We start from the raw sequence: 22,730 nt of genomic DNA, 5'->3' as shown, positions 1-22,730 counted from the left end.
CAGGCTCGCCAGCGTTTTCAAACGGTGTTTTTTCTCACGTGTTCGAGCAGTGCCTGCAGCGGGTGACGGACCGTGTGACCTTCTTCGCGCTTGACCTGGCTGCGGCAGGAGTAACCGTCGGCAAGCAGATTGCCAGCGTCATGATAACGGGCCAGCAACGGCTGCCAGGACTGCCCGTAGATGACCTTGGAGGTGGCGACATTGCGCGCTTCGTGGCCATAGGTCCCGGACATGCCGCAACAGCCACTCGCCAGCACCTGCAGGGTCGCGCCCAGGCGGCTGAACACCTGTTGCCAATGGGTGATGCTGCCAGGCTCGTTGGTTTTCTCGGTGCAGTGCGGCAACAGCTGGTAGACCCCGGCGGTGCCGGGCTGCTCGGTCTGTGGCAGCACCTGGGCAAGCCATTCCTGAGGCAACAGTACGGTAGGGGCGTTGTCCTGGCCCAGGGTCTTGGCGTACTCCTGGCGATACACCAGGGTCATGGCCGGGTCCAGGCCTACCAAGGCGATACCGCTTGCCTGAAGCTGGCGCAACGACTGCGCATTGTGCCGCGCGGCCTTGTCGAAGGCACCTAGAAAGCCCTGTACCTGCAGCGGCTTGCCGTTGGCCGCGAAGGGCGCCAGGTAGATGTCGAAACCCAGTCGTGCGATCAGTTCTAGCCAGTCGGCCATGACCGGCGTGTCGAAGTAACGGGTGAAGGCATCCTGCACCAGGACCACGCTGCGCTGACGCTGCTCGGTGGTCAGCCGGGCGAGCTGCTCGGCGCTCGCCGGGCGTACGTTCCAGTCCCGGCAGTGAGCCTGGAAATCGACCAGGCTGAGCAACGGGCTGTCGACCATGCCGGCCACGTGTTGCAGCGCATGACGCACCGGCGAGAACGACATGACCGCGTTGTAGGCCCTTGGAAAGCGTGCCAGGTACGGAATGCTGAATTCCAGCGAACCGATCAGGTAGTCCTTCAGCGGCCGTAGGTAGCGGCCATGGTAGAGCTGCAGAAAGCGCGAGCGGAATTCCGGTACGTTGACCTTCACCGGGCACTGTCCTGCGCACGACTTGCAGGCCAGACAACCGGCCATGGCGTCGTAGACCTCATGGGAAAAATCTTCGCGGCCCATTCGCCGGGCCAGGCTGTTGCGGGCGCGTTCGAACAGGCTGCCGCTGGCGGTGTGCAGTACGTTGGCGCCGTGCAGGCCCTGCAGGCGCAGCCATTCGCGGATCAGCGAGGCACGTCCCTTGGGCGAATGAATGCGGTTGCGTGTGGCTTTCCATGACGGGCACATGGCGTCGTTCGGATCGAAGTTGTAGCAGGCACCGTTGCCGTTGCAGTGCAACGCACTGTCGTAGCTGCGCCAGACGCGTTCGTCGATGCGGCGATCCAGCTCGCCGCGCAGGGTCACCTCGTCGACCTGGGTCAGGCGCGCACTGGCGACGCTGGCCGGCGTGGCGATCTTGCCGGGGTTGAGCTGGTTGAACGGGTCGAAGGCGGCCTTGAGCGCCTGCAGGGCAGGGTACAGCTCGCCGAAATACTCGGGCACGTATTGCGAGCGCAGGCCTTTGCCGTGCTCGCCCCAGAGCAAGCCGCCGTGGCGCTGCGTGAGGGCCGCGACCTGATCGGAAATGGGCCGGATCAGGGCCGCCTGGCGCGGATCCTTCATGTCCAGGATCGGCCGCACGTGCAGCACCCCGGCATCGACATGGCCGAACATGCCGTATTGCAGGCCGTGACTGTCGAGCAGGGCGCGGAATTCGCCGATGTAGGCCGCCAGGTTGTGCGGCGGGACCGCGGTGTCCTCGACGAACGGCTGCGGCCGGGCCTCGCCCTGGACATTGCCGAGCAGGCCGACCGCCCGCTTGCGCATGGCATACACGCGCCCCACCGCCAGGGCGCCGACCGCCAGGGTGTGCCCCAGGCGCCGTACCGTGGTGTCCTGCTGCAAGTGGGCGATGAACTGCTCGACACGCTGCTCGACCACGTCCAGGTCGTCGCCGCTGAATTCCACCAGGTTGATGCCCAGGGTCGGCGCCTGTGCGTCAGTGGGGAAGTATTCGGCCACGCCATGCCAGACGATGTCGTTCATCGCCAGCAAGAGGACTTTGGAGTCGACGGTTTCGATCGACAGCGGCTGGTGCGCCATCAATGCGTTGGCATCGTTCAGCGCGTCCATGAAGCCGGCGTAGCGCACGTTCACCAGGATCGAATGCTTGGGGATCGGCAGCACGTTCAACTTGGCCTCGACGATGAAGCCCAGCGAGCCTTCCGAACCGCACAGCACGCTGTTCAGGTTGAAGCGCCCGTCGGCCTCGCGCAGGTGGGCCAGGTCGTAGCCGGTGAGGCAGCGGTTGAGCTTGGGAAACACCGCGTCGATCAGCTCGGCCTGCTCGTCGGCGATGGTCGATGCGCAGCGATAGACTTCGGCGATCCGCCCGTCGCCAACCCGATTAGCCTGCAATTGCGCGGCATCGAGGGTATGGCTGTGCAGGCGCTCGCCACCCAGCAACAGGGTGGTCAGTTCCAGCACGTGGTCGCGGGTCTTGCCGTAGGTGCAGCTGCCCTGGCCGCTGGCGTCGGTGTTGATCATGCCGCCAATGGTTGCGCGGTTCGAGGTCGACAGCTCCGGTGCGAAGAACAGGCCGTGGGGTTTCAGGGCCGCATTGAGCTGGTCCTTGACCACGCCGCTCTGCACTCGCACCCAGCGCTGCTCGACGTTGATCTCCAGCACCTGGTTCATGTGCCGGGAGAGATCCACCACCAGGCCATCGGTCAGCGACTGGCCGTTGGTGCCAGTACCGCCGCCGCGTGCGGTCAGTACCACGCCGCGGTGTTCCGGCTGGCTGGCCAGGCGCGCCAGCAACTGCACGTCGGCCTCATGCCGGGGAAACACCGCTGCCTGGGGCAGGCGCTGGTAGATAGAGTTGTCGGTGGCCAGGACCGTGCGGGTGGCGTAGTCGTCGACGATCTCGCCCTGGAAACCCGCACCTTCGAGCTGGCGCAGCAGTGCCTGGTAGGGCGCAAGAGGGGCTTTCTGGCGGGACAGTTCGGCGATCATGGCAGGCGGTATCCGGCTGGTTTGAAGGGTCTGCATTCGAAATATGCGGGCTGGCGGTGGGCACTGCTTACCGCGGTCGCTCTGCAGAGACAGGCCTGCCCATGCTGCAGGTTGCTTGCAACACAGGGGGTGTGGACGTATTTTCGCGAATGCACGACGAGCTGGCAAACGTATATCCTTCGGTTTTTGCATGAGTTCAATGAATGAATCCCAGACGGCTCACGCCCTCCATGTCGTTGTTGCTGGCGTTCGAAGCGGCCGGCCGCCACGGCAGTTTCACTCGGGCGGCGGCCGAGTTGGCCCTGACCCAGAGTGCAGTGAGCCGACAGGTGCAGGCGCTCGAAGCGCTGCTGGAAGTGATGCTGTTCAGGCGTGACGGCAGGCACATCGAGCTGACGGCGGCGGGCGCGCTGTATCAGCACGAACTGGCCGGAGCGCTGGCGCGCATTCGTGGCGCTACCCTGCAGACCATTTCGCACCGTGCCGAGGCCGATACCCTGCACCTGGCGGTGCTGCCGACCTTCGCTTCCAAATGGCTGATGCCGCGGATGGGCGATTTCTACGCTCGCCATCCCGGCAGCCTGGTGCATATCCATTCGCGAATCGTGGGTGGGGACCTGTCCGAAGGCGCGCAGGACATGAGCGCGATCATCTGCGCGGGGTCGGGGCAGTGGCCGGGCTATATGGCGCACCGGCTGCTTTCGGAGAAGCTGGTGGTGGTGGCCAGCCCCAGGGCCCTGCCTGGGCATGCGCACGTGTCGGTGCAGGACGCCGCTCGGCAGCTGTTGCTGGGTGTAGTGTCGCGCCCCCACGCCTGGTCGGACTGGTTCGCCAGCGTCGGGCTGGCAGGGTCGCCGAGCATGCGTCTGGGGCCGAGCTTCGAGCACACCGCGCATCTGATTCAGGCCGTCATCGCTGGCATCGGGATCGGCTTGGTGCCGCGCATCCTGGTGCAGGACGAGATCGCCCAGGGTGAGTTGGTGACCTTGTTCGAACCCATGGAAAGCGGGCGCGGGTACTACCTGGCGTACCCGACGCACAACCAGCAGCTGCCGTCGCTGGTAGCCTTCCGCGAGTGGTTGTTGTCCATTCCGTTTCCGGACAGTTGATCGGATACCCGATCCCCTTTGGGAGCGGTCTTCGGCCGCGAAGGGCGCCCTGCGTATTATCTGCCGTACCGCGGCGCTCATTTCGCGGCCACAGACCGCTCCTACATGTTCTGTAGCAACTTCGCCGACCAACCATCGAAGCGGCTAGCTGTCAGAGTGCCACTGACCATGAGGAATCCCTGTGTTTCATATCTATGCGACTGTCGCCTTCCTGTATGTTGCGCTGCGCTTCGTCTACCCGCTGCCCCTGGCCACCGGCTGGCGCGTGCTGATCGGCCTGGCACTGCTGGCCGCGTCCAAGTACCACATGTTGATCCTCGCCTTCACCGGGACGATGTACTCGCCCGAAGTGCCGTACGCGGTGGCCTATGGCGCCGGGTGGGCCTTCACCGCGTTTGCCCTGTTGTTCGTGTTGGTGCTGGTGCTGGACCTTGGCATCCTGTTCACCCGTCTGGTCCGGCGCCATCGCCTGTCGCGTGAAGCCCTGGCCAAGTGGCGCTGCGGCGTCGCGGCCCTGGCGCTAGCAGTCTCGGGTTTTGGCGTGGCCCAGGCCACCCGCGTGCCGGAGGTGCGTCAGCTGGAGCTGGAGATTCCCGGGCTTGCCGCGTCGATGGACGGCTTCCGGCTGGTGCAGTTGTCCGACCTGCACATCAGCGTGCTGTTTCCCGAGCCCTGGGTGGAAGAAGTGGTCAAGCGCAGCAACGCGCTGGCGCCTGATCTGGTGGTGATCACCGGCGACCTCATCGATGGGACCTTGCAGGCGCGGGCCACCGATGTGCGGCCTTTGGCGCAACTGCGCGCCCGCAATGGCGTGATCGCCATCCCCGGCAACCATGAATACTATTTTGGCAACGAAGGCTGGATGGCCAGATTCCGCGAAGCCGGCATGCACAGCCTGATCAACCAGCATGAAGTGGTTGGCGACGCGCGCGGGCAGTTGGTCATCGCCGGTATCACCGACAAGGTCGCCACCCAGTACGGCGGCAGTGCGCCGGACCTGGAGCTGGCCCTGCGCGGCGCACCGGCCGGGGCACCGATCGTCTTGCTCAACCACCGACCTGCGGGGATCGATGAGGCGATCGCTGCCGGGGTCGACCTGCAGCTTTCCGGGCACACCCACGGCGGGATGATTCGCGGCTTCGACCAGGTAGTGGCCAGGGCCAACGAAGGGTTCGTCTCGGGTTTGTATCGCCGCGCCGGCCTGCAGTTGTATGTCAGCAACGGCAGCGGGTTGTGGAACGGCTTTCCGATCCGCCTGGGCGTACCGTCCGAGATCACCGAGTTCACCTTGCGTGCGGTACCGTCCGGCCAATGAAACGGCAGCTGATTGGAATCAACGGCGCAGGCCGTACTCACTTGTCTGACGCGTGTTCAATCACAACAGGGGCGAGCAGGTGAGCAATGCATTCAAGGTAGGCGATGCGGTACGCTGGAATTCCGAAGCGGGCGAGATCCACGGCAAGGTGACCAAGGTCCACGTCAAGGATGTGGAGTTCATGGGCAAGCACCGCCCGGCGTCCAGGGACGAACCGCAGTACGAGGTGAAGAGCGACAAGACCGGGCATTCGGCGCTCCACCACGCCGATGCCCTGCACAAGGCGTGATGCGGCGCAGGGCTGTCGGCGATCTGTAGGAGCGGTCTGTGACCGCGAACCGGACGGCGCGGTGGATCAGGCAGTGCGCGGTGCCCTTTTCGCGGCCGCTGACCGCTCCTACAGGTGACGGGTGAGGGCGGACGCGGCTTGCGCCGCTGCTACAGGGGGAGCGTTATTTGAAATCCGCAGCGCTATGCCGTTCCGGCACTTGGGTCGCTTCATCGCCCCAGGTGCGGTTGACCCGCTGGCCGCGCTGCACGGCAGCGCGTTGTGCGATGTCCTCGGCCCAGCGCTGTAAGTGAGGGTACTCCTCGACCGACAGAAACTGCGCCGCGTCATACAGATTGCCGCGCACCAGTTGCCCGTACCAGGGCCAGATAGCAATGTCGGCAATGGTGTAGTCAGCACCGGCCACATAACGGGTCTGGGCCAATTGCTTGTCCAGCACATCGAGCTGGCGCTTGGCTTCCATGGTGAAGCGGTTGATTGGGTATTCCAGCTTCTCAGGCGCGTAGGCGTAGAAATGCCCGAAGCCGCCGCCCAGGTAAGGCGCCGCGCCCATCTGCCAGAGCAGCCAGTTCATCGCTTCGGTACGGGCGACGGGGTCCGCCGGCAGGAACTCCCCAAATTTCTCCGCCAGATACAACAGGATCGATCCCGACTCGAACACCCGCACGCTTGCGCCTTCGCTGCGGTCCAGCAGCGCGGGAATTTTCGAGTTCGGATTGATTTCCACGAAACCACTGGAGAACTGATCGCCATCGCCGATGCGAATCGGCCAGGCATCGTATTCAGCCTCGGCGTGGCCCAGTTCCAACAGCTCCTCGAGCATGATGCTGACCTTCACACCATTGGGCGTCGCCAGTGAATAGAGCTGCAGCGGGTGCTTGCCCACCGGCAATGGCTGTTCGTGGGTGGCCCCGGCAGTGGGGCGATTGGTCTTGGAAAACTGGCCGCCGGAGTCTGCGTCGTTTTTCCAGACCTTGGGCGGAACGTAGGGGGTAGGGCTCATGCAGTGCGCCTCCTGATGGGCTTGAGATGTGCCTTCACGGTGCTTGAACACCCGTGCCTGGCGTGGGAAGTATGTGGTGAAGATAGGACTTGGCCCGGGCCGGTACAGTTCATCCCCGTACCGTTCGGGACCCGTTGCAGTACCGTCGAGTAGCAACCAGCTGTTTTTCAAGAATATTTGTTGCGCATGGGGTTTCCTGTGGAAAAGAAACCTGATAAATTCCCGCTCGTTCATGCAGAGGCCAGCAATTGGCACTTCTTGCACCGGATACAGGGGCGTCGCCAAGCGGTAAGGCAGCAGGTTTTGATCCTGCCATGCGTTGGTTCGAATCCAGCCGCCCCTGCCATTAACCGGTCACTTGAACCAGCATTCTCGTCCCATCCTCTCTCTACCCACAATATACTGTGCATTGATCTTGTTGCGATCGCTTCTATTGACGGCACCTCGAACATTGCCTGGCGAAACGCCTGTGGTCGCTACCTTGGCCTTCTGGCACCGCTTGCGTCTGGAACTGTGCGGTCAGGCCACTGCCTATAAGGCATGGCGATGCAACCATTGATATCACCTTGATAGGGTAGTTGGAGGCGTTCTGAATCACACGACAAACGTGGCAACTGCTTCTCAGGTCGAGCGTCTGCGCCGGGTATTGCAGGAAGCAGGCTTCGATCCGGGCGACGCACGGACCCGTGCCGCCCTGGAGCAGCTGCAAGCGTCGGTTCCACATCCAGAGCTCGCAGGCGATGACGCTGAAGGTCTATCGCAGGCCACGAGTGATGCCCGTGAACGAGCGGCCCTCGAAAGCTTCAAGGAAACCCAGGAGCGTTACCGCCTGGCCGTCAAGGCCACCAACGACGCGATCTGGGATTGGGACCTGAGCCGCAACCATGTGGTGTGGAACGAGGCGCTGGAACAGGCCTATGGGCATCCTCTGGCTTCAGTGGAAGGCACTGGCGAATGGTGGATCGAGCACATCCACCCAGAAGACCGCACCCGCGTCGACACTTCCATCCATGCAGTGATAGACGGCACGCTGTCGGCTTGGTCCGGTGAATACCGTTTCCAGCGGCACGATGGCAGCTATGCCGAAGTGCTCGACCGCGGCCATGTGATCCGCAATGCCGAAGGCCAGGCGGTGCGCATGATCGGTGCGATGCTCGACCTGACCCGCACACGCGCTGCCGAAAGCGCGCTGCGCGAAAGCGAAGAGCGCTTCCGCAAGATTCTTGAAAACATCGAATCGGCCTTTGCCATCGTCGAGGTCAAGTTCGACGAGCAGGATCTGCCGGTCGATTACCGGTTCCTGGAAGCCAATCCGGCCTTCGAGCGCCAGGCCGGGGTCAACCTGCGTGGGCGTTGGGTGACCGAATTCGCCCCGGACCTGGAACAGTTCTGGTTCGACACCTATGGCCATGTGGCCAAGACCGGCGAGCCCGCGACGTTCGAGAACTACGCCGAAGCGTTCAAGCGCTGGTTCGATGTGCGGGCGGTGAAGTTCGGTTCCAGCGACGAGCGCATCATTGCCATCATCTTCAGCGACGTTACCGAGCGGCGTAATGCCGAGGAGCGACTGCGCGCCAGCGAGGCCGTGGCCCGGGAAAACATCGAGCGCGTCCAGCTGGCACTGGCGGCCGGGGCCATCATCGGGACGTGGCACTGGCATCTGCCAACCGATCGTTTTGCGGTCGATGAGGGGTTTGCGGCGGCGTTCGGGCTGGACCCGAAACTGGGCCGCGAAGGCCTGAGCCTCGAGACGATCGTGGCCACTGTGCATCCCGATGACCAGGAGGGCTTGGCTGCCGCCATCGATGAAGTGATCCAGCGCGGTGGCAGTTATTCCCATCAGTATCGCGTGCGCCGGGCCGACGGCCACTACTACTGGATCGAAGCCAACGGTCGCGTCGAGAACGATGCGCAAGGCCAGCCACTGCGTTTTCCAGGCGTGCTGATCGACGTCGAGGCGCGCCGCTCGGTCGAGGCCGAGCGCGATCGGGCCCTGTCTGCGTTGCGCGCGCTCAACGATACGCTGGAACAACGAGTGACCGAGCGCACGGTCAAGCTGATCCAGGCCGAAGAAAAACTGCGCCAGTCGCAGAAAATGGAAGCGGTCGGCCAGCTCACCGGTGGTCTGGCCCATGATTTCAACAACCTGCTGGCGGGCATTTCCGGCGCGCTGGAGCTGATGAGCACGCGCATTGCCCAAGGCCGCTGGATGGAAACCGACAAGTACATCAGCACTGCCCAAGGCGCCACCAAGCGCGCGGCGGCGCTGACCCACCGTTTGCTGGCCTTCTCGCGGCGACAGACGCTCGACCCGCGACCCACCGATGTCAACGTGCTGATGGAAGGCATGACCGAGCTGATCCAGCGCACGGTAGGCCCCAGTATTCGCGTGGAGACGGTCGGCGCCATCAACCTGTGGCCGACCCTGGTCGATGTCAGCCAGTTGGAAAACGCGTTGCTGAACCTGTGCATCAACGCCCGCGATGCCATGCCCGATGGCGGTCAGATCACCATCGAGACGGCCAACCGCTGGATGGACCGGGAGGCGGCCCGTACCCATGACATTCCCGAAGGGCAATACCTGTCGGTCAGCGTCACCGACACCGGCACCGGTATGTCGCCGGATATCATCGCCAAGGCGTTCGATCCGTTTTTCACCACCAAGCCCATCGGCCAGGGCACAGGCCTGGGCCTGTCGATGATCTATGGCTTCGCCAAGCAGTCGGGTGGCCAGGTGCGGATCTATTCCGAGCTGGGGCAGGGCACCACCATGCGCATCTACCTGCCACGCTATTATGGCGAGGTCGATGACGAACTGCCGGAAACCCGCGAGTCGCTGGCTGCCGCGGCCCATGCCGGAGAAACCATCCTGGTCGTCGACGACGAACCGACGGTGCGCATGCTGCTGATCGATGTGCTCGGCGATCTGGGCTATACCCTGATCGAGGCGGCGGACAGCCTCGCCGGGCTCAAGGTCCTGCAGTCGGATGTGCGCATCGACCTGCTGATCACCGACGTCGGTTTGCCAGGCGGCATGAACGGCCGGCAGATGGCCGATGCCGGGCGTGAGGTGCGCTCCGACCTCAAGGTGCTGTTCATCACGGGCTACGCTGAAAACGCAGCGATCGGCAACGGCTATCTGGGTCCGGACATGCAGGTGCTGACCAAACCGTTTGCCATGGATACCCTGGCTGCCAGGGTCCGGGAGCTGATGAGCCCTTGAGCCGCGCGTCGTAGCGTAGGCCTTCGCAGGAGTTGTCGATGAACCGATTCGTTGCCACCACGGCAGATCTGCAACCCGGCTGGCAGTCGCGATGCCGCCTTGGCTCAGTGGAAATCCCCGCGCACTACATGCGTGGCGGTACGTCGACTGGCGTTGTCCTGTGGGAGCCGTTGCTGCCTGCCGACAGCGTGCTGCGCGAGCAGCTGCTGCGCCAATTGATGGGTGTGCCTGCCGTGGGCAGCTATGCCGGCAATCGGCAGATCACCGGCCTGGGCCGTGGCCCGGCGACCAGCAACAAGGTCTTCGTGATGAACACCGAGCGCGTCGGCGACGGTGTCCGTTTGATCAGCACCCTGGCGCAGCTGGCCAGCGATCACGCGCAGATCGACTGGAGCGTCAACTGCGGCAACATGTCCAGTGCGCTGCTGCTGTGGGCGCTGGACATGGAGCTGGTCGAAGCATCGGCCAGTGGCCTCTGCGAAGTCGACATTCGCAATACCAACACCGGCGTGATCACCTCGGCGCGCATGCAGCGTGATGCGCAAGGACGTTTCACCGAAACGGCGATTCCCGGCGTGATGGGCGAGTATCCGGCGGTCGATCTGTTTCTCCATGCACCGGTGGGCAACAAGACCGGCGCCCTGCTGCCGACCGGAGCGGTAATCGACCGCATCGAGGGTATCGAGGTGTCCTGCGTGGACGTAGCGGTGCCGATGGTCATCGTGGAGGCGAGCAGCCTGGGCAAGACCGGCCATGAACCTGTGGCGACACTGGCGGCCGATCAAGCCTTCATGGCCAAGCTGCGTACCCTGTGGACCCAGGCCGGATTGAAAATGGGCCTGCGCCGCAAGGATGGCGTGTTGATGACCGCCGCCGAACTGGCCCGCAGCGAAACCATTCCGAAAATCTGCATCGTCGCCGCCCCACGCGATGGCGGCAACATCGCGGTGCGCTACTTCACGCCTCAGACCGGCCACGCCTCCATGGCCGTATCCGGCGGTTGCTGCCTGGCTGCCGCCTGCCTGCTGCCGGGCACCACTGCCCACCGCGTGGCCTTGGGTATTGCCACACCGGGTGTATCCCTCATGGACATCCAGGTCAGCATCGAAAACCCGGCCGGGCGCCTGGACACCACGGTTGTGGCGGCGTTGGACGCTGGGCATCTGCAGATCCACAGCGCGGCCTACCGCCGCAGCACGCAGGTCCTCATGCGCGGCCACGTGCCGCTGTCCGGGGCTTCGAGTGAACTGCGACAGGCACTGCTCGGCGTTCGATCCTGAGCCACCGAGCCCTGCAGGGCCCGGCAGCAGCGGGTAGCTACGGCATGCCCAGCCAGTTCGGCAGGGCCAGGGAGATGAAGGGCACGTAGGTCACCAGCAGCAGGAACATCAGCAGGATCGACAGCCACGGCAGGGCGGCGCGAATGGTCTGGCCCAGGGTCAGTCCGGTGACGGCCGAGGTGACGAACAGGTTCAGGCCTACCGGCGGATGGACCAGGCCGATCTCCATGTTGACCACCATGACGATGCCCAGGTGAATCGGGTCGATGCCCAGCTCCATGGCGATCGGGAAGAAGATCGGCGCCAGGATCAGGATGATCGCCGAAGGCTCCATGAAGCTGCCGGCCACCAGCAACACGATGTTGACCATGATCAGGAAACCCAGTGGCGTCAGGCCTTCGGACAGCACCCAGTTGGTGATCTGCTGCGGTATCTGTTCGGTGGTCAGCACGTGGGCGAAAAGCATGGCGTTGGCGATGATGAACAACAACATGATCGTCAGGCGGCCCGATTCGAGGAGCACCTTCGGGCATTCGGCAAGGCGCATGTCCTTGTATACGAACAGCGCGATGAACGCCGAGTAGACCGCCGCCACGGCGGCTGCTTCGGTGGGAGTGAACATGCCGCTGTAGATGCCGCCGAGGATGATCACCAGCAACAGCAGGCCCCAGAAGGCACGGCGGGCAGTGCTCAGCCATTCGCGGAAGGTGGCCCTGGGCTGCGCCGGCAGTTTCTTGATTCGCGCAACGATGTAGATCACCACCATCAAGATCACGCCGAGCAGGATGCCCGGAATCACCCCGGCCATGAACAGCTTGCCCACCGAGGTCTCGGTGGCCGCCGAATACACCACCATCACGATCGAAGGCGGGATGAGAATGCCCAGGGTGCCGGCGTTGCAGATGATGCCGGCGCCGAACTCGCGTGGATAGCCGGAGCGCACCATGCCGGCTACGGCAATCGAACCGACCGCTGCAACGGTGGCCGGCGACGATCCGGACAGCGCGGCGAACAGCATGCAGGCCAGCACCGCAGCGATCGCCAGGCCGCCACGGATATGGCCCACGCAGGCGTTGGCGAAATCGATCAGCCGTTGTGCCACGCCGCCGGTGGTCATGAAGGCGCCGGACAGCAGAAAGAACGGGATCGCCAGAAAGGTGTAGCTGTCCGAGGTCTCGAACAGTTTGATCGCCAGCGAGCTCAGGGAGTCCTGGCTGAACAGCAGGATCGACACCGCGCCGGACAGGCCCAGCGAAATGGCGATGGGCACGCCCAGGAACATGAACACGAACAGCAGCAGGAACAGGCAGATAACGGTCATCAGCGTTGCTCCTCGCCAGGGTGGGCCAGCTTGCTGGCTTCGGCAGCCTCGTCGGCCAGGCCCAACCCGGTCTGCCGATGGCTGTAGATGCGGTACATGATTTCCAGGTAGCGGGCGATGATCAGGGCGAAGCCGATCGGCACGATCAGCGCGATGTGGCCGACTTCGATGCCGTAGCGATCCAGATCCTCGGCACCGATGCCGGCCACCAGAACCGCCGACACCCACTTGATGCTGGCGACCAGGAACAGGCCGGCATACAGCAGGCAGCAGCCGCAGGCGATCATTGCCAGGACACGCTGGGCCGGCTTGCTGGTTTTCTTGACCAGCACGTCGACTCCCAAGTGGCCGGCAGTACGCACGCCATAGGCGATGCCGAAGAAGATCAGCCAGCCGAACAGTGCTTTGGTCAGCGCGATGCTCCAGGTCATTTCCTGGGCGTAACCCATCAGGTGATCACCGATACCGGCGAACAGATCGCTGCTCCACGCCCATTTGTCGCTGAGGACGTAGAACATCGTGTAGAGGTTGTTGAGCGCGACGTAAGTGAACGTCACCAGTGTCATGGCAGCCAGCAGGAAGGCGATCATGCCTTCTTCGAAACGCTCCCAGACTTGCCTGAGCGATTGCATAGGAATTCTCCGAACGTCGTGAGAGCGACCGCCGCCCACCGGGCAGCCGCGCGTCCATCACCGCTGGCCCTGGCCAGCGGTGATGGGTACGGGACAGGCGCTTACGAGGCCTTGTTGGAGGCTTCGGCTGCCTTGATCAGGTCGGGTCCGATCTGCTCGGAGAATTTGTCCCAGACCGGGCGCATGGCTTCGCGCCACTGTTCGCGTTGCTCGGCCGTCAGCGGGTCGATCTCACTGGTCTTGGCATCGATGATTTTCTGCCGGGCGGTCTGGTTCAGGGCCTCGGCCTGCTTGTTCACCTCGACGGTGACCTGGTCCATGAGCGTTTGCAGTTCGCCGCGGACATCGTCGGGCAGGCCGTTCCAGAACTTGGAGTTGGTGATCACCATGTAGTCGATCAGGCCATGGTTGGTCTCGGTGAAGAACGGCTGGACCTCATGGACCTTCTGGCTTTCGTAGTTCGACCAGGTATTCTCGGTGCCATTCACGGTGCCGGTCTGCAGGCCCTGGTAGACCTCGGCGAAACTCATCTTGCGCGGGTTGGCGCGGATCGCCTTGAACTGCTCCTCGAGTACGCTGGAGGCTTGCACACGGAATTTCAGACCGCGGGCGTCCTTGGGCAGGATCACCTTCTTGTTCGCCGACAGTTGCTTCAGGCCGTTGTGCCAATAGGCCAGGCCGTGAATGCCCTTGTCGTCCATCGAGGTCAACAGCGCTTTGCCCTGCGGCCCCTGCTGGAAGCGGTCGACCGCAGCCAGGTCATCGAACAGGAACGGCAGATCGAAGATCTGCACCTGCTTGGTGTAGTGCTCGAACTTGGCCAGCGAGGGAGCGAGCATCTGCACGTCGCCCAGCAACAGTGCTTCCATCTCCTTGCCGTCGCCGAACAACGAGGAGTTGGGATAGACCTCCACTTTCACCTTGTCCTTGAGCTTGGGGTCGGCGGCCACCAGTTTCTGGAACAGCAGTGCGCCTTGGCCCTTGGGGGTGTTCTCCGCCACCACATGGGCGAACTTGATGACGACGGGATCGGCGGCCTGGGCCAGGGTTGCCATCGAAACGGCGGCGGCGCAGAGCAGCGCCTGGGTCAGCTTGAACATCGAGATCACCTTGTTATTGTTGTAGGACAATCCATTTTTGGCGGCTGTTTCGAGCCAACCGGCCCGATGCAGCGTAGAAGTGTTTTCAGCTTCAGGGTCGCTCAATCGCGCCTGTGGCGAAAATCTGTATTTGCATAACCCGGCGTTCGGCTCTGGCGAACGCCAATGCGCAGGCTAGCCGCCCGATGATTCCACCAGGCGTCTGGCACGCAGCAGTACCGGTGCATCGATCATCTGGCCATCGAACTGGAAAGCCCCCGCACCTTTCGCAGCCGTACTGGCCGCCAGCACCGCATGAGCCCATTGGAGCTCTGCCGCGCTGGGCGCCAGTGCGGCATGAATGACCGCCACCTGTCTGGGGTGAATGCACAGTGCACCGCCGTAGCCGAGGTTGCGCGCGTGTTCGATGGCGCGTTGCAACCCCGGCGTGTCGTCCAGGGCGGCGAACACACCGTCCAGGGGCGGCAACAGGGCGGCGGCACGCGAGTGCAGTTGCACGCTCATTCGGCCCTGATCCAGAAAAGCCTCCGCCGCAGGTGTACCGTGGCTCAGGCCCAGATCCAGGGCCAGGTCCAGACTGCCAAAGCACAGGCGCTGCACCCCGGGGCCATGGGCGATCGCCTGCAGCGCCAGCAAGCCTTTGGCGCTCTCGATGATGGGCCACAACGGTTTGCCGCTCTGGCAGGCCGTGGCGAGTTGCGCGCAGGTCTCGGTCTTGGGCAGCACCACCCCCACCACGCCAGGATTGTTCGCGCAGAAGGCCAGGTCGCTGGCGTGCTGGGCATGCCCTGGGGCATTCACTCGAACCATGACCTGCGCCGTGTCGGTGTGCCGCAGAAAATCTGCAAGGTGCTGACGCGCGTGGGGTTTGAGTGCTTCTTCCACGGCGTCTTCGAAATCGACGATCACCGCGTCGGCGCCAGCGGCCAGGGCCTTGGCGAACCGTTCGGGGCGGCTGCCCGGCACGAACAGCGCCGAGCGAAGGGGAGAGGTCGGCATGGCGCGGATTCCCGTGTTGGTCGTGGCACGCCGCAGCAGGCGGCGGCGATACCGAAGGTGCCGGTTGGTGCGTCAGATCACGCCGCTGGCGCTCATCTGCGCCCGTTGATCGGCGGAGTAGCCCAGTTCCTCGAGAATTCCCGCCGTGTGCTGTCCCAGCGCGGGCACCGCGTCCATGCGCGGGACGAACGCGGTGTTGCTGGCCGGCGGCAACAAAGCGGGAAGCTTGCCGGAGGGGCTGTCCACCTCACGCCAGCGCTCGCGTGCGGCGAGTTGCGGATGCCGCCAGACGCCGGCCATGTCGTTGACCTGGGCATTGGCGATCTGTGCGGTTTCCAGACGGGCCAGCACCTGTTCGACCGACAGCTGCGCAAAGCTGTCGACGATGATCTGCCGCAGTTCATCGCGGTTGCGCGAGCGTTCGAAGTTGCTGGAAAAGCGCGCGTCGTCGGCCAGCGACGCATCCAGCAGCACCTTGTCGCAGAACAGCGCCCATTCACGCTCGTTCTGCAGGCCGAGCATGATGGTCCCGCCGTGCCCGGTCGGGAACGGTCCGTACGGATAGATCGTGGAATGCGCCGCACCGGCGCGGGCGGGCGGTGGCGCACCCTTGTAGGCGTAATACAGCGGATAGCCCATCCACTCCACCAGGCTTTCGAGCATCGACACGTCGATCCGGCTGCCCACCCCAGTCTTGTCGCGCAGCATCAACGCCGAGAGCACCCCGGTGTAGGCGTACATGCCGGCGGCGATGTCGGCGATCGAGCAGCCGGCCTTGGCCCGCTCGTCTTCGCCGGGGCCGCCGGTCACCGAGAGAAAGCCGCCCTCGCTCTGGATCAACAGGTCGTAGGCTTTTTTCTTCTCATAGGGGCCGCCTTCGCCGTAGCCGGAAATGTCGCAGACGATCAGTCGCGGATAACGCGCGTGCAACGCCTCGAACGACAGGCCCATCCGCGCTGCAGCGCCGGGTGCCAGGTTCTGCACCAGCACGTCGGCCTTGGCCAGCAGGCCGTGCAGGACCGAGTCGGCGGCTTGCTGCTTGAGGTCCAGGGTCAGGCTTTCCTTGGAACGGTTGGTCCAGACGAAATGCGACGCCAGGCCGTCGACACGCTGGTCGTAGCCACGGGCGAAGTCACCGCTGCCGGGGCGTTCGATTTTCACCACGCGCGCACCGAGGTCGGCCAGTTGGCGGGTGCAGAACGGCGCGGCGATGGCGTGTTCCAGGCTGACGACGGTGATACCGTCCAGCGGACGCGGATTGAGCTCGGTCATGGGATCACCTGTGGGTCAGAACAAATCGTTCAGGGTCGATGCGTCGCGCAGGTGCCAGATCTTGTCGATCAGCACACGCGCCTGGCTCGCCGTACGTGCACCGGAAAAGGCCAGCAGACGCAGGAACTTGTCTTCCAGTTCTGCGCGCGAAAGGGTATTGCCAGGGTCGCCCTTGGGCTCGTCGATCGCGGCGCTCAAGGTGCGGCCATCGGTGGTGGTAACGACGACCCGTCCCAGCCAGCGCGCGGGGTAGGCGGCGTCGACCTCGCGGTCCAGCTCCATGCTGACCTTCTCTCGGAAGCCGTCGACAGCAGGGTCGGTCAGCGCCAGATCGCGGAACTCGATCAATTGCGCACTGCCGTGTACGGCAATCAGACCCAACACCGCGCCCATGGAAAACTTGGCCTGGTGCACCGTGCTGGGCTTGACCACCCGCCCGAGCACATCGATGGCACCCTGATGGACGCGCGTGACGACCTCGGCGATCTGTTCGTGCTGCAGGCCCTCGCGTTGCATCAAGTGCAGCAAGGCGTCGGCGGCAGGGTGGGTGTGGCGGCACGAGGCGTGGAACTTGAACGAGGTTTCCGCCAGCGCCCAGCGGCTGCCGAGCCGATCGTCCAGGCGGGTGGCGTCGGCGTCGCTGGACATACCGGCCGCCAGGCCTTGCTCGCCTTCGAGGATGTTGCGCGCACCGCTCAAACCGTCTTCGGTCATGTACGCCGCCAGCAAGCCATCGGCAGCAGCCTTGGCGGCGTGCAACTGCTTGGAATCGGCCGCATCGCGCAGGAATTCCCAGAGCCCGGCGGCCTGGGTGCCGGCAGTGCCCAACAGGTTGATGAACTGTTCGCGGTCGAACCCCAGCAGCTTGCCCACGGCCACGGCGGCAGCCAGGGTGCCAACCGTGGCTGTGGTGTGGAAGATCCGATAGTGGGAGCGGCCCATGAACTCGCCGATGCGGATGCCGGCCTCGTAACCGGCCACGGCCGCCAGCAGCAGCTCGCGCCCCGACTTGCCGCGATCCTGAGCCGCAGCCAGGACGGCGGAAAACACCACCGTGGCCGGGTGCAGTACCGAGCTGTTGTGCAGATCGTCCTGCTCGACCAGGTGCGACGCGGCACCGTTCACCAGCGCGGCGAAGTAGGCCGATGTGCCTTGGCCGCTGCCCAGCATCCTGGCGGGGCCGTCGCCGGGCCCCATGCGCCGTGCATAGCGCTCGAACAGGGGAATGGGATGGGCCCCCTGGCTGGCCAGTGCCGAGCCCATCCAGTCCAGGAACAGGTCTTCGCAACGGGCGAGGACGGGCTCGGGAATGTGCTCGTAGTGCAGGTCGGCGAGGAAGGTGGCCAAACGGTGCGTGGCGTTCATCGACAGCTCCTCAGAAACTGCGTGGCAATTCGAGCAGATGCTCGGCCACGTAGGACAGGATCAAATTGGTGGAGATCGGCGCGACCTGGTACAGGCGGGTTTCGCGAAACTTGCGCTCGACGTCGTATTCGCAGGCGAAACCGAAGCCGCCGTGGGTCTGCAGGCAGGCATTGGCGGCCTCCCACGAAGCCTTGGCCGCCAGGTACTTGGCCATGTTGGCGCTGGCGCCGGCGTTCTGCCCGCTGTCATATTCGGCACAGGCGCGCCAGCGCATCAGGTCGGCTGCTTCGATCTCGATGTGCGCTTCGGCAATCGGGAACTGCACGCCCTGGTTCTGTCCGATCGGCCGGCCGAAGACCACTCGATCGCGGGCGTAGGCACTGGCCTTTTCGATGAACCAGCGACCATCGCCGATGCATTCGGCGGCGATCAGCGTCCGCTCGGCATTGAGGCCGTCGAGGATATAGCGAAACCCCTTGCCCTCCTCGCCGATGAGGCTGTCGGCGGGCAGTTCGAGGTTGTCGAAGAACAGCTCGTTGGTCTCGTGGTTGACCATGTTGGCGATCGGCTGCACGGTCAGCCCCTTGCCGATCGCTTCACGCAGATCGACCAAGAAGATCGACATGCCTTCGGATTTCTTCGTCACCTGGGCCAGCGGTGTAGTACGCGCCAGCAGAATCATCAGGTCCGAATGCTGCACTCGGGAGATCCACACCTTCTGCCCATTGATGACGTACTTGTCGCCCTGGCGCACGGCGGTGGTCTTGATCTTGGTGGTGTCGGTGCCGGTGGTCGGCTCGGTTACCGCCATCGATTGCAGGCGCAATTCGCCACTGGCCAGCTTGGGCAGGTAGTGACGCTTCTGCGCCTCGCTGCCGTGGCGCAGCAAGGTGAACATGTTGTACATCTGCCCATGCACCGTGCCCGAGTTACCACCGCAGGCGTTGACCTCTTCGAGGATCACCGAGGCCTCGGCCAGGCCCAGGCCCGAGCCGCCGTATTCGCTGGGAATCATCGCCGAGAGCCAGCCGGCATCGGTGAGGGCCTTTACGAAGGTTTCGGGAAAACCCTTCTCCTCATCGATCTTGCGCCAGTAGGCAGCGTCGAATTCTGCGCACAGGGCACGAACGCCCTCGCGGATGGCATTGAGGTCTTCTTCATCGTAGACGGACATGGCACGGTTCTCGGAGTCGATGATGGGTTCGCGGTCAGTGGCCGGACTGGGGCGGGGAGCTGGAGTCGAAGGTGACATCGGCGCTTTGCGCGACGCCCGCCTCGTTGCCGGCCCACAGCCGCGCCTTGCCCTGTTCGAGCAGGCAGCCACTGAGCTGGAACGCAGTGGGCACGGTCAAAGGGCGTACGCCGCGGTAGGCGAAGTGGCGCACAGGCTTTCGAGGGTTGGCGCGGATGAAGCTGCGCAGCAGCAAGGTGGCGATCAGCGGCCCGTGCACCACCAGGCCAGCGTAGCCCTCGACGTCAGTCACGTAGGGGTGGTCGTAGTGGATGCGATGGCCGTTGAAAGTGACGGCCGAGTAGCGGAACAGCAGGGTCGGGGTCGGCTTTACCGTTTCACTCCACTGCGCAGCGACCGGTGCAGGGTCACTGGACAGCTTGGGAGGGTTCGGCTCCCGGTAGACGATGTCCTGCTCTTCGCGCAGGCACAGGCGGCCGCCCTGGGTGTAGTCGTGGCGCACCGTGACGAACAGCAGCGCGCCGGTGTGGCCGTGCTTTTCCTCGATACGCAGGATAGTGGACAGGCGCTCGGCAGCGCTGCCAACCGTCAGTGGCGCGATGAACTCCAAACGGCCACCGGCCCACATGCGGTTGCGATTGTCGGCGGCGGGCAGAAAGCCGCCGCGCAACGGGTGGCCATCGGTGCCCAACTGGTCTTCGGTGACCGGCGCCTGGAAAAAGCACCACTGCCACAGGGGCGGCAGCGGCTCGCCGTCTTTTGGCGCAGGTTCGCCGAAGGTCGCGGCGATGCGCTCGGCGATGTTCTGGCTGAGCACATCGTGCGCCTGCTCGGTGCGGCCCATCCAGGCGCTGTAGTCGATGGCTGAATCTGATGCGCTCATGGGTGGCCTCTGCATTTTTGTTGTGCTGCGATGATGCGAGGGCCGCGGCATTCTGTGAATTTGCATTTGCGTAAGGCGGCGTTCATATTTGCCGAACGCTTCAAGGTAGGATCCCCACCATGCACTTCGACCTGGCCGACCTGCGCCTTTTCATCCATATCGGCGAATCACCCAGCCTGACCCAAGGCGCGCGCCGGGCGTTCCTCTCGCCGGCTGCGGCCAGTGCCCGGATCAAGGCACTGGAGCAGCAACTCGATACGCGCCTGCTGTACCGTGACAGCCGCGGCGTAGAGCTGACGCCGGCAGGGCAGAAGCTGCTCGTGCATGCCCGGCTGATCATGCGTCAGGTCGACTACCTCAAGGCCGACTTCACCCACCTGGGCGCCGACTCGGCCGGGCACATCCGTATCTTCGCCAACACCACGGCGGTGACCGAGTTCCTGCCCGAAGTGCTGGCCGGTTTTCTCGCCCGGCGCCCCGGGGTAAGCGTAGATCTGCAGGAGCGCCTGTCGCGCGACATCGTTCGCGGCGTGCTCGACGGCAGCACCGACATGGGCATCATCGCCGGCCCGGTCGAAGCGGCGGGGCTGCAGGTGATGCATTTCAGCACCGACCGTCTGGTGCTCACCGTGCCCGTGGGGCACGAACTGGCACAGTGCAAGCGCATCAGCCTGAAACAGACCCTGGCGTTTCAACACATTGCCCTGCACGAAGGCAGCACCTTGCTCAGCTTTCTGCGCGAGCACGTCGAGCGAATCGGCCAGGGGCTGTCGCTGCGCATTCAGGTGTCGAGCTTCGAAGCGATCTGCCGGATGGTCGAGGCCGGGGTCGGCATCGGTATCATTCCAGAGTCGGCGGCCCTGCGGCACAGCCGTACCATGCGCCTGGTGACCATCGAACTGGACGAGCCCTGGGCGATACGCGAGCGCAGCATTCTGGTACGCGAGCTCGAGGCGTTGCCCGGCACGGTTCGCGCGCTGATCGCCACTTTGATGCCGACACCGGTGCCGGATTGAGATGATGCGTTGCAACTTGGCCCCAGGCTTTCTATCATCGCCGCGGGTGCACCGCTGCATACGGCAGGGGGCAGGTTAAAGTTCAGCGTTGGTCGGGCCGCCAGCGGAGAGCTACCGTGCCTGCAAAAAGACCGGCGACACCTGCCATTCCCCGCCCTCAACAGCTCACCGAACGCGCCCTGGCGGCGCTCGAACGTTTCTCCCACATCGAGGCCGTCAGCGGCATCGTGTTGCTGCTCGCCGCGATCACCGCACTGGTCTGGGCCAACAGCTCGATAGGGGATTCCTACGAGCACTTCTGGCATACCCAGGTCACCTTGGGCCTCGGCGATTTCAGCGTTTCGCAGTCCCTGCATTTTCTGGTCAACGATGGCCTGATGACCATTTTCTTTCTGGTGGTGGGTGCCGAGATACGCCAGGAAATCAAGGATGGCGCGCTGGCCAACCTGCAGCTGGCAGCCCTGCCGCTGGGTGCGGCACTGGGTGGCGTGCTGATGCCCGCCTTGCTCTACCTTGCCCTCAACCACGGCACACCGGCCAGCGCCGGCTGGGCAGTGCCGACCGCTACCGACATCGCCTTCGCCGTCGGCGTGCTGGCGCTGCTGGGTAAATCCATTCCCGCCAGCGTGCGGATCCTGCTGCTGGCACTGGCGATCATCGACGATATCGTGGCCATCCTGATCATCGCCGTGTTCTATACCGCCAGCCTCGACTACCTGGGTCTGCTGGTGGCCGTGGCCGGGTTGCTGCTGGTGCTGCTGTTCCAGCGCATGGGCATCAGCAAGGCATATGCCTATGTGTTGCCGGGCGCGATCGTCTGGTTCGGCCTGCTCAAGACGGGCGTGCATCCCACCCTGGCCGGGGTGATTCTGGGCTTGATGACGCCGGTCTATTCCAAGCCGATGAGCGAGCGCCCGGTGGATATCATCCGCCGCAATTTCAACGAGCTGATGGAGCGCTTCACCCCCGGCAGCGACAATCGCGAGGCGGTTGCCGAGCCGCTCAGGCAGTTGCGCGATGCGCAGCGCGAAGTGCTGCCGCCGGTGCAGCGGATACAGGTCGGGCTGCATCTGTGGGTGGCGTTCGGCGTCATGCCGTTGTTTGCGCTGGCCAATGCCGGGGTCAGTTTCGCCGGCGCCAACCTCAGTGACGCGGTGTCGCAGCATGTGTTTGGCGGGGTGATGCTGGCTCTGGTGCTGGGCAAACCGCTGGGCGTGCTGCTGGTGAGCTTTCTGCTGGTGAGGCTGAACATCTGCAGGCTGCCCGAGGGTGTGACCTGGAGTGGGGTAGGCTTGGTCGGTCTGCTCGCCGGGATCGGCTTCACCATGTCGATCTTCATCGCTTCGCTGGCGTTCTCCCACCCGACCCTGCTGGCTTCGGCCAAACTCAGTGTACTGGCGGCGTCCACGGTGGCGGCGGTGCTGGGGTTGGCCTGGGGCAAGCTGACGTTCGGCAAGGCGCGGCCGGTGTGATACCGAAGGCCTGAGCTAGTGCTGGCTTCTGTGGGAGCGGGCTCTGCCCGCGAAGAGGCCAGCGTGGACCTCTTCGCGGGCAGAGCCCGCTCCACATGAATCTGCTGCAGCCCACATGAATCTGCTGTATTCCACATGAGTCTGCTTTGGCAAGAGTCTGCGTGTTCATGGAAGGTCGCGGCTGGCCGATAGCCTTGTATCGGTTCCGCGCA

17 protein-coding genes and 1 tRNA gene are annotated in these 22,730 nt (G+C 64.2%); 8 read left to right on the top strand and 10 right to left on the bottom strand.

Features of this window, described 5'->3' with window-relative positions; genetic code table 11:
- Nucleotides 1–17: 17 nt before the first annotated feature.
- Nucleotides 18–3,047 (bottom strand): D-2-hydroxyglutarate dehydrogenase YdiJ, encoded by a 3,030-nt coding sequence (gene ydiJ, locus IFU31_RS16370; RefSeq protein ID WP_192103755.1) that lies wholly within the window; start codon nt 3,045–3,047, stop codon nt 18–20.
- A gap of 203 nt (nt 3,048–3,250) precedes the next feature.
- On the opposite strand from ydiJ, the gene IFU31_RS16365 reads away from it, so the two are divergent.
- The 3 genes from IFU31_RS16365 to IFU31_RS16355 all read left to right on the top strand — a co-directional run bounded on the left by IFU31_RS16365 (nt 3,251) and on the right by IFU31_RS16355 (nt 5,760).
- Nucleotides 3,251–4,156, top strand: coding sequence for a LysR substrate-binding domain-containing protein (locus tag IFU31_RS16365; protein WP_192103753.1), 906 nt, complete (start codon nt 3,251–3,253; stop codon nt 4,154–4,156).
- A 181-nt stretch (nt 4,157–4,337) separates the two neighbouring features.
- Complete coding sequence (locus IFU31_RS16360) at nt 4,338–5,471, top strand: metallophosphoesterase (RefSeq protein ID WP_192103751.1); 1,134 nt, start codon at nt 4,338–4,340, stop codon at nt 5,469–5,471.
- A 79-nt stretch (nt 5,472–5,550) separates the two neighbouring features.
- Nucleotides 5,551–5,760 carry a DUF2945 domain-containing protein gene (locus tag IFU31_RS16355; RefSeq protein WP_192054028.1) on the top strand — a complete coding sequence of 70 codons (210 nt, stop codon included), beginning with the start codon at nt 5,551–5,553 and terminating at the stop codon, nt 5,758–5,760.
- 163 nt (nt 5,761–5,923) lie between these two features.
- On the opposite strand, the gene yghU is transcribed toward IFU31_RS16355, so the two are convergent.
- A complete protein-coding gene (yghU, locus tag IFU31_RS16350) occupies nt 5,924–6,763 on the bottom strand; it encodes a glutathione-dependent disulfide-bond oxidoreductase (RefSeq protein WP_192103749.1) in 840 nt (279 codons plus the stop codon).
- Between the two features lie 271 nt (nt 6,764–7,034).
- Here yghU and IFU31_RS16345 point away from each other — a divergent pair.
- The 3 genes from IFU31_RS16345 (at nt 7,035) to IFU31_RS16335 (ending at nt 11,266) form a co-directional block, all read left to right on the top strand.
- Nucleotides 7,035–7,109: transfer RNA gene (locus IFU31_RS16345), tRNA-Gln, on the top strand.
- A gap of 261 nt (nt 7,110–7,370) precedes the next feature.
- Nucleotides 7,371–9,986, top strand: coding sequence for a PAS domain-containing protein (locus IFU31_RS16340; protein WP_342214275.1), 2,616 nt, complete (start codon nt 7,371–7,373; stop codon nt 9,984–9,986).
- A 38-nt stretch (nt 9,987–10,024) separates the two neighbouring features.
- Nucleotides 10,025–11,266, top strand: a complete 1,242-nt coding sequence (locus IFU31_RS16335; protein ID WP_192057471.1) for a PrpF domain-containing protein — start codon at nt 10,025–10,027, stop codon at nt 11,264–11,266.
- A gap of 37 nt (nt 11,267–11,303) precedes the next feature.
- On the opposite strand, the gene dctM is transcribed toward IFU31_RS16335, so the two are convergent.
- The 8 genes from dctM to IFU31_RS16295 all read right to left on the bottom strand — a co-directional run bounded on the left by dctM (nt 11,304) and on the right by IFU31_RS16295 (nt 20,030).
- Nucleotides 11,304–12,587 carry a C4-dicarboxylate TRAP transporter large permease protein DctM gene (gene dctM, locus IFU31_RS16330; protein ID WP_122479017.1) on the bottom strand — a complete coding sequence of 428 codons (1,284 nt, stop codon included), beginning with the start codon at nt 12,585–12,587 and terminating at the stop codon, nt 11,304–11,306.
- Nucleotides 12,587–13,219 (bottom strand): TRAP transporter small permease, encoded by a 633-nt coding sequence (locus tag IFU31_RS16325; protein WP_185793792.1) that lies wholly within the window; start codon nt 13,217–13,219, stop codon nt 12,587–12,589. Before IFU31_RS16325 ends, dctM begins: the two co-directional genes overlap by 1 nt.
- Before the next feature lie 101 nt (nt 13,220–13,320).
- Nucleotides 13,321–14,319, bottom strand: coding sequence for a TRAP transporter substrate-binding protein (locus IFU31_RS16320; protein WP_122479700.1), 999 nt, complete (start codon nt 14,317–14,319; stop codon nt 13,321–13,323).
- A 174-nt stretch (nt 14,320–14,493) separates the two neighbouring features.
- Nucleotides 14,494–15,318 carry an HpcH/HpaI aldolase/citrate lyase family protein gene (locus IFU31_RS16315; RefSeq protein WP_192103747.1) on the bottom strand — a complete coding sequence of 275 codons (825 nt, stop codon included), beginning with the start codon at nt 15,316–15,318 and terminating at the stop codon, nt 14,494–14,496.
- A 72-nt stretch (nt 15,319–15,390) separates the two neighbouring features.
- Nucleotides 15,391–16,590 carry a CaiB/BaiF CoA transferase family protein gene (locus tag IFU31_RS16310; protein WP_192103746.1) on the bottom strand — a complete coding sequence of 400 codons (1,200 nt, stop codon included), beginning with the start codon at nt 16,588–16,590 and terminating at the stop codon, nt 15,391–15,393.
- A gap of 15 nt (nt 16,591–16,605) precedes the next feature.
- A complete protein-coding gene (locus tag IFU31_RS16305; RefSeq protein WP_192103744.1) occupies nt 16,606–17,955 on the bottom strand; it encodes an MmgE/PrpD family protein in 1,350 nt (449 codons plus the stop codon).
- Nucleotides 17,956–17,965: 10 nt separating this feature from the next.
- Nucleotides 17,966–19,129 (bottom strand): acyl-CoA dehydrogenase family protein, encoded by a 1,164-nt coding sequence (locus tag IFU31_RS16300; RefSeq protein ID WP_192057468.1) that lies wholly within the window; start codon nt 19,127–19,129, stop codon nt 17,966–17,968.
- Nucleotides 19,130–19,163: 34 nt separating this feature from the next.
- On the bottom strand, nt 19,164–20,030 hold the full coding sequence (locus IFU31_RS16295) for a transposase (protein WP_192103742.1): 867 nt from the start codon (nt 20,028–20,030) through the stop codon (nt 19,164–19,166).
- A gap of 119 nt (nt 20,031–20,149) precedes the next feature.
- Here IFU31_RS16295 and IFU31_RS16290 point away from each other — a divergent pair, with 119 nt between their 5' ends.
- Nucleotides 20,150–21,046 (top strand): LysR family transcriptional regulator, encoded by an 897-nt coding sequence (locus tag IFU31_RS16290; RefSeq protein ID WP_122479005.1) that lies wholly within the window; start codon nt 20,150–20,152, stop codon nt 21,044–21,046.
- 116 nt (nt 21,047–21,162) lie between these two features.
- Nucleotides 21,163–22,518, top strand: a complete 1,356-nt coding sequence (nhaA, locus tag IFU31_RS16285; protein ID WP_192103740.1) for a Na+/H+ antiporter NhaA — start codon at nt 21,163–21,165, stop codon at nt 22,516–22,518.
- Nucleotides 22,519–22,730 lie beyond the last annotated feature (212 nt).

The sequence above is a fragment of the Pseudomonas sp. CFBP 13602 genome (genome assembly GCF_014842725.1).
In the GTDB taxonomy this organism is placed as follows: Bacteria; Pseudomonadota; Gammaproteobacteria; order Pseudomonadales; family Pseudomonadaceae; genus Aquipseudomonas; species Aquipseudomonas baltica.
The sequence above is the reverse complement of the archived record's forward strand: the minus strand, read 5'-3'. Positions and strand labels throughout refer to the sequence as shown.

Bases quoted from the DNA above. Each gene is read 5' to 3' on its own strand.
- IFU31_RS16320 (WP_122479700.1), bottom strand. From the start codon at position 14,319: ATGTTCAAGCTGACCCAGGCGCTGCTCTGCGCCGCCGCCGTTTCGATG.
- dctM (WP_122479017.1), bottom strand. From the start codon at position 12,587: ATGACCGTTATCTGCCTGTTCCTGCTGCTGTTCGTGTTCATGTTCCTG.
- IFU31_RS16310 (WP_192103746.1), bottom strand. From the start codon at position 16,590: ATGACCGAGCTCAATCCGCGTCCGCTGGACGGTATCACCGTCGTCAGC.
- IFU31_RS16305 (WP_192103744.1), bottom strand. From the start codon at position 17,955: ATGAACGCCACGCACCGTTTGGCCACCTTCCTCGCCGACCTGCACTAC.
- ydiJ (WP_192103755.1), bottom strand. From the start codon at position 3,047: ATGATCGCCGAACTGTCCCGCCAGAAAGCCCCTCTTGCGCCCTACCAG.
- IFU31_RS16290 (WP_122479005.1), top strand. From the start codon at position 20,150: ATGCACTTCGACCTGGCCGACCTGCGCCTTTTCATCCATATCGGCGAA.
- yghU (WP_192103749.1), bottom strand. From the start codon at position 6,763: ATGAGCCCTACCCCCTACGTTCCGCCCAAGGTCTGGAAAAACGACGCA.
- IFU31_RS16335 (WP_192057471.1), top strand. From the start codon at position 10,025: ATGAACCGATTCGTTGCCACCACGGCAGATCTGCAACCCGGCTGGCAG.
- IFU31_RS16365 (WP_192103753.1), top strand. From the start codon at position 3,251: ATGAATCCCAGACGGCTCACGCCCTCCATGTCGTTGTTGCTGGCGTTC.
- IFU31_RS16325 (WP_185793792.1), bottom strand. From the start codon at position 13,219: ATGCAATCGCTCAGGCAAGTCTGGGAGCGTTTCGAAGAAGGCATGATC.
- IFU31_RS16300 (WP_192057468.1), bottom strand. From the start codon at position 19,129: ATGTCCGTCTACGATGAAGAAGACCTCAATGCCATCCGCGAGGGCGTT.
- IFU31_RS16315 (WP_192103747.1), bottom strand. From the start codon at position 15,318: ATGCCGACCTCTCCCCTTCGCTCGGCGCTGTTCGTGCCGGGCAGCCGC.
- IFU31_RS16295 (WP_192103742.1), bottom strand. From the start codon at position 20,030: ATGAGCGCATCAGATTCAGCCATCGACTACAGCGCCTGGATGGGCCGC.